Origin of the sequence: Streptomyces oryzae (genome assembly GCF_017676365.1) — a bacterium.
Lineage (GTDB): Bacteria > Actinomycetota > Actinomycetes > Streptomycetales > Streptomycetaceae > Streptomyces > Streptomyces oryzae.
The window spans coordinates 1-4,534 of sequence record NZ_JADKMA010000325.1; the positions used below are offsets into that span (position 1 = coordinate 1).

The following is a 4,534-nucleotide window of genomic DNA, read 5'->3' on the forward strand; positions in this document are numbered from 1 at the left end:
GGTCGTGGAGTCGGTACCGGTCGCGGGGTCGGTGCCGGTCGCGGGGTCGGTGCCGAGTGACGTTGTCGGCTGCATCAACGGCTCCTGCGGGTGCGGAGTGTGCGGGTACGGGGGAAGAGAGCGAACGCCGCGACGGCGGTGACGAGCGCCAGCGCGGTGCCGGTCAGGGTGGGTCCAAGGGGTCCGATCCAGCCGGTGGTCGCGGCTGCCGCCAGCCCGGCGGCGACGGCTCCGGCCTTGGAGACGAACTCGAGGGAGCCGAACATCCCGCCGGGCGCCCGGCCCTTGGCGCAGTCGGCTGCGAGCACCGACAGGCAGACGAGCCCGAGGGTGAGTCCCGCGCCGAGGACAAGCCGTGCGGCGGTGAAAGCGGCCAGCGAGTCGGCCGGGACGTGCCCGGCGAGGCCGACGGCTATCAGGCCGAATCCGAGCGCCGTGCCCAGCCGTGCCCGGCCGCGGAAGACGGCGTGCACGGCCATCGCCGACGCGAGGTAGACGAGGTGCGGCAGCGCGAAGAGCACTCCGGACACCAGTGCGGAGGTGCCCGGCATCCGGTCCTCGATCAGTGAGATCAAGTAGGGGAAGGAGATGACGGTGGAGAAGACGAAGGCGAACTCCAGTGTGTACAGGCCGCGCAGCGGCGTGCGCTGCTGCTCCCCCGCCGGTGCTTCCGCCTTGGTTGGCCCCTCGGCCGCCCCGTCGGCCGCCCCCTCGGTCGCCGGCTCGCCCGCCGGTTCCGTCGCGGTGGCGCGCCGTGGCTCCGGGAGGGCGCAGAGCATCAGTGCGGCGGTCAGCGGCAGTACGGCCAGCAGTGCGTACTGCCGGTGCGGGGTGAGCCAGGGCGACAGCGAGCCGACCAGCACGGGCGCGAGGACGAGTGCGGCGCGGGCGCTGCCCTGCATGAGGGTGAGCGCCTTGGCGAGGGCCTGCCCCTCCAAGGCAGCGGCCAGATAGCCGTTGGAGGCGGCGAAGGTGCCGCCGAGGAGTCCTTGAAGCACCAGTGCGGCGGTGAAGGTGGCGAGGGAGTCGGCGGCGCCCGCCAGCAGGAAGGCCACGGCGAGGCCCAGTTGGGCGCGCAGCAGGAGCCGCTTGCGCCCGTAGCGGTCGGCGAGGCGTCCCCACAGCGGGGCGCCGAGACCGCCGAAGACGGTGGGCACGACATAGAGCAGTCCGGCCCAGCGCGCACCGCGGTCGCCCAGCTCGGGCAGGATCTCGGTGAGATAGGGCGGCAGGCCGAGAGCGGCGAAGGACGCCACGAAGTAGCAGCCGGCGACGGCGTGCACTTGGCGGCGGCCGAAGGCGGGCCGTGGTGGGGTGCCCGTACCGGCCGGGCGGACGCGGGTTGCTGCCGAAGCGCTCATCGCGGACCTCCCGTGGAGGCGGTGCGCAGCAGGTAGTTGGGCCCCGAGGTGTAGTGCTTGTTGATGTCAGCGGCGCCGGAGCGTGCCTTGGTGAGGAGAGTGCCCGCCGAGACCATCGCCTTGACCGGCAGTCCGGGGGCGTCCAGCACGCGCTTTCGCAGCACCGCGCCCGGCTCGCCCGGCCCGGTGCCGAGCGCTTCGGCGCACTCCGCGAGCCGGTCCCGTACCAGGCCGAGCAGCCGCTCCAGTGGGGCGCGGCCTGCTCGCGCGAGGCCGAAGGCGTAGGCCCCGGCGCACAGATGGAGGGTGATGGTGGTGAACAGGTCGGTGAGGGGTCCGTCGTCCTCGGTGAGGATCCGCTGGTCGCGGAAGGTGTTCCGACCGGGTGCGTCCTCGCCCAGGGCGGCGCGCAGTCGGGCGGTGTGCAGGCGCGGCCCGTCGTTGTCCTTGAGCAGCAGCCGCACCCGGGTGCTGCCGTCCTGGTGCCGGTCGAGAACGAGGGAGATGTTCTGCTGGTGGGACTCCAGGGCGATGCCGTAGCCGAACAGCGTGGTCTGCCAGTCCAGGAGCAGGCCCAGGACGGCATCGAACAGGGCGACCGGATCACCGCCGTGGAAGCGGTCGGCGAGCCGGTCGATGACGAGCCCCCGGCCCGGCGCCTCGGCGAGCAGCGCGGCCATCGGCACGACGACGGCGCCGTCGAGACCGGCTGGGTAGCGGCGGCACAGCACGGCGAGAAGTTCGTGCTCCGCGTGCGCGTACACCGTCTCGTCGGCCAGCAGTACGGTGTCACGGAACCGGGGCTCGCGGGCGATGACCGTCTCCAGCAGCCGCTGGCCCGCGGCGCCGTCGGCGAGGGTTGCCGGCTTGATGGTGCGCCGGTTGCGCAGGCCCAGGGTGGCTGTGGCGAGCGGCAGTTTGAGGTGCAGGGTGGGCTCGTCGGCAACCGCGACCGTACGCATCGACAGCGTCGGCACGGTCTGGAGGTGCCCGGCCTCGGCCAGCTGTGCCCGGTCCAGCAGGCCCGTCGCACGCAGTGCGTCGCGGAGCGGGGTGCCGATGCTGAGCGGGTGCACGGGGAGGGCGATGCCGTCGCCGTCGGGGCCTGGCAGGCCCAGCGCTGCCGGGGTCGGCCAGCAGTCGGGCAGCGCCTCCGCACCGGCGGGCAGGGTGAGTGCCTTACGGGGCAGCACGAGCCAGCGCAGCGGGAAGCGGGGGTGGAACTCGGGTGCGCAGGCGCGCAGTTGTTCCTCGCCCAGCCCGGAGCGGCCGCGCGCGGTCGGGTAGACGGGGTGGTCGTGGCGGGCGGCGAGGGTGTCGAGGCCGAGGCCGCCCGCCGGTCCTGTCCAGTCGGCCGGGTCGGCGCCGTGGCGGGCGGCGAGGGCGTCCGCCGTCTCCTCGCGGGTCTCCGCGTGCAGGCGCATGGTGGCCAGGGTCTGCCGGCACTCCTCGGCGAAGTCGTCGAATCCGGCGCGGTCCTGCGGGTCGGCAAGCGCGCGGAGGGCGCGGACGATCTCGTCGGGCGCGGTGAGCCGGCGTACGGCGTCTCCCGCGTACGACCGGTGCAGCAGCAGTGGCAGCCGGGCCCGCCATACGCACTGGAAGCCGTCCTCGGTGACGGGCAGGCGCAGGGTGCCGGCTTCCGTACCGGCGCCGTTGCCGCCGTCCAGCCGCAGCCAGGTGCCGTCCTCGTGCTGCTCGGTACGGCTGCGGGTGCGCAGGCCCGCCACGTCCTCGCGCAGCAGGGCGTCGAGGACGCGCAGTGCCAGCTGGTCCGCGCAGGCCGTGGCCGGGGGCGCCGGGGTGTCCGTCGTGGTCATGGGGTGATCTCCCAGCGCCGCTCCGTGAGGAAGCGCTCCACGGCCAGGTCGACGGCCTGCTGCCCGGTGCCGTCCGGGCCGAAGGCGCGAATGACGCCGAGGTAGTCGCGGTTGGTGCCGTAGAGCTCGTGCTGCTCCCCCACATCGCGCAGCGGGCGGTAGGCGAGTTTGATGCCGTCCTGCTCCAGGTCGCAGGCGCCCGGCGCCGAGGTGAGCGTGCCGGCGCGGTCGGCCAGGGGGTAGTGGACCCGGGCGCGGGCGCCGGTGCGGGCGCCCAGGTCGGCGGGGAGTGGTTCACCGAGGTGGGTGCGCAGGATGTGGTCGAAGAGGGGTACGTCCAGCAGCTGTGCCAGCAGCAGGTCGCACTGGTCGCCGATGGCACGGTAGTTGACCTCGATGAGGCGGGCCCGGCCGTCGTCGGAGACGACGAACTCGGTGTGGCAGGCACCGAAGCCGACGCCCAGCGCGTCGAGCTGCGCCAGTATCTGCCGGGTGATGTCCTCGGGGTGCGCTGCGACGTAGTGGTGCCGCTTCTCGATGAAGACGGGCGGCGGCGAGACCTCGCTGTGGAAGCCGCCCAGCAGATGGCGGACCCGGCCGTCGCCCAGGGTCTCCAGAGTGTGCAGCTCCCCGTCCAGGTACTCCTCCACCACCAGCGGGGCGCCCGCACGCCGAGACCTGATCTCCCGTGCGTACCGCACCAGTTCCTCCGGACTCGTCGCCAGCACGACGTCCTCGCTGGCCACGCCCTCCCGCGGTTTGAGTACACACGGGTAGGGGACGGGGACCGCGCGCAGCTCCTCCGGGTCGCGTCCGGCGGGGAGTTCGGCAGCGCGGACGGTGTCGGCGCCCGTGGCCGTGAGGTGGCGCCGCAGCTGTGCCTTGTCCTTGGTGCGCAGGGTGGCCCGCCAGTCCTTGCCGGGCAGGCCGAAGTAGTCGGCGGCCAGCGCAGCCTGGGTCTGGAGGTGGTCGCTGTTGGTGAAGACGGCGTCCGGTGCGTGGTGGGTGGAGATGCGGGTGATGAGCGCGTGGAAGTCGCGGACATCGCAGTCCAGGATCTCGACCCCGTCGTCACCTGTGCCCGCCCCGGAGCGGGCGTGCGCGCCGGGCTGGTCGGTGAGCAGGGTGACCTGGAGGCCGAGCCGGCGCGCTGCGGGCAGGAAGCCTTCGGTGACCGAGACGGTGGGGTTCAGTGCGAGCAGATAGAGCCGCATGGCAGTGAGCCGATCCGATTCTGCCGGGGTGGCGGAGGGGACGTGTCGCGCGAGGGCACGGGGCCGGGGACGTTCGCGCGGAGGGCAGGGGGCGGGTCGCCCCGGAGGGCGTCCGCGTGGCGGGACGGGGACAGGACTC

The 4,534-nt window shown here is 73.7% G+C and carries 3 protein-coding genes; all 3 read right to left on the minus strand.

Annotation, left to right across the window (positions count from 1 at the left end; all coding sequences use genetic code 11):
* Positions 1–74: 74 nt before the first annotated feature.
* Genes ITI46_RS33385 through ITI46_RS33395 form a run of 3 tightly spaced genes read right to left on the minus strand, consistent with a single transcriptional unit; the run spans position 75 to position 4,395 of the window.
* The gene (locus tag ITI46_RS33385; RefSeq protein WP_209243694.1) at positions 75–1,361 is read right to left on the minus strand and encodes an MFS transporter; all 1,287 of its coding nucleotides are present in this window, start codon (positions 1,359–1,361) and stop codon (positions 75–77) included.
* The gene (locus tag ITI46_RS33390; RefSeq protein ID WP_209243695.1) at positions 1,358–3,181 is read right to left on the minus strand and encodes an IucA/IucC family protein; all 1,824 of its coding nucleotides are present in this window, start codon (positions 3,179–3,181) and stop codon (positions 1,358–1,360) included. Before ITI46_RS33390 ends, ITI46_RS33385 begins: the two co-directional genes overlap by 4 nt.
* Positions 3,178–4,395: an ATP-grasp domain-containing protein gene (locus ITI46_RS33395; RefSeq protein WP_209243696.1), complete on the minus strand. Its 1,218-nt coding sequence runs from the start codon at positions 4,393–4,395 to the stop codon at positions 3,178–3,180. The genes ITI46_RS33390 and ITI46_RS33395 overlap by 4 nt, the downstream gene beginning before the upstream one ends.
* Positions 4,396–4,534: the final 139 nt, after the last annotated feature.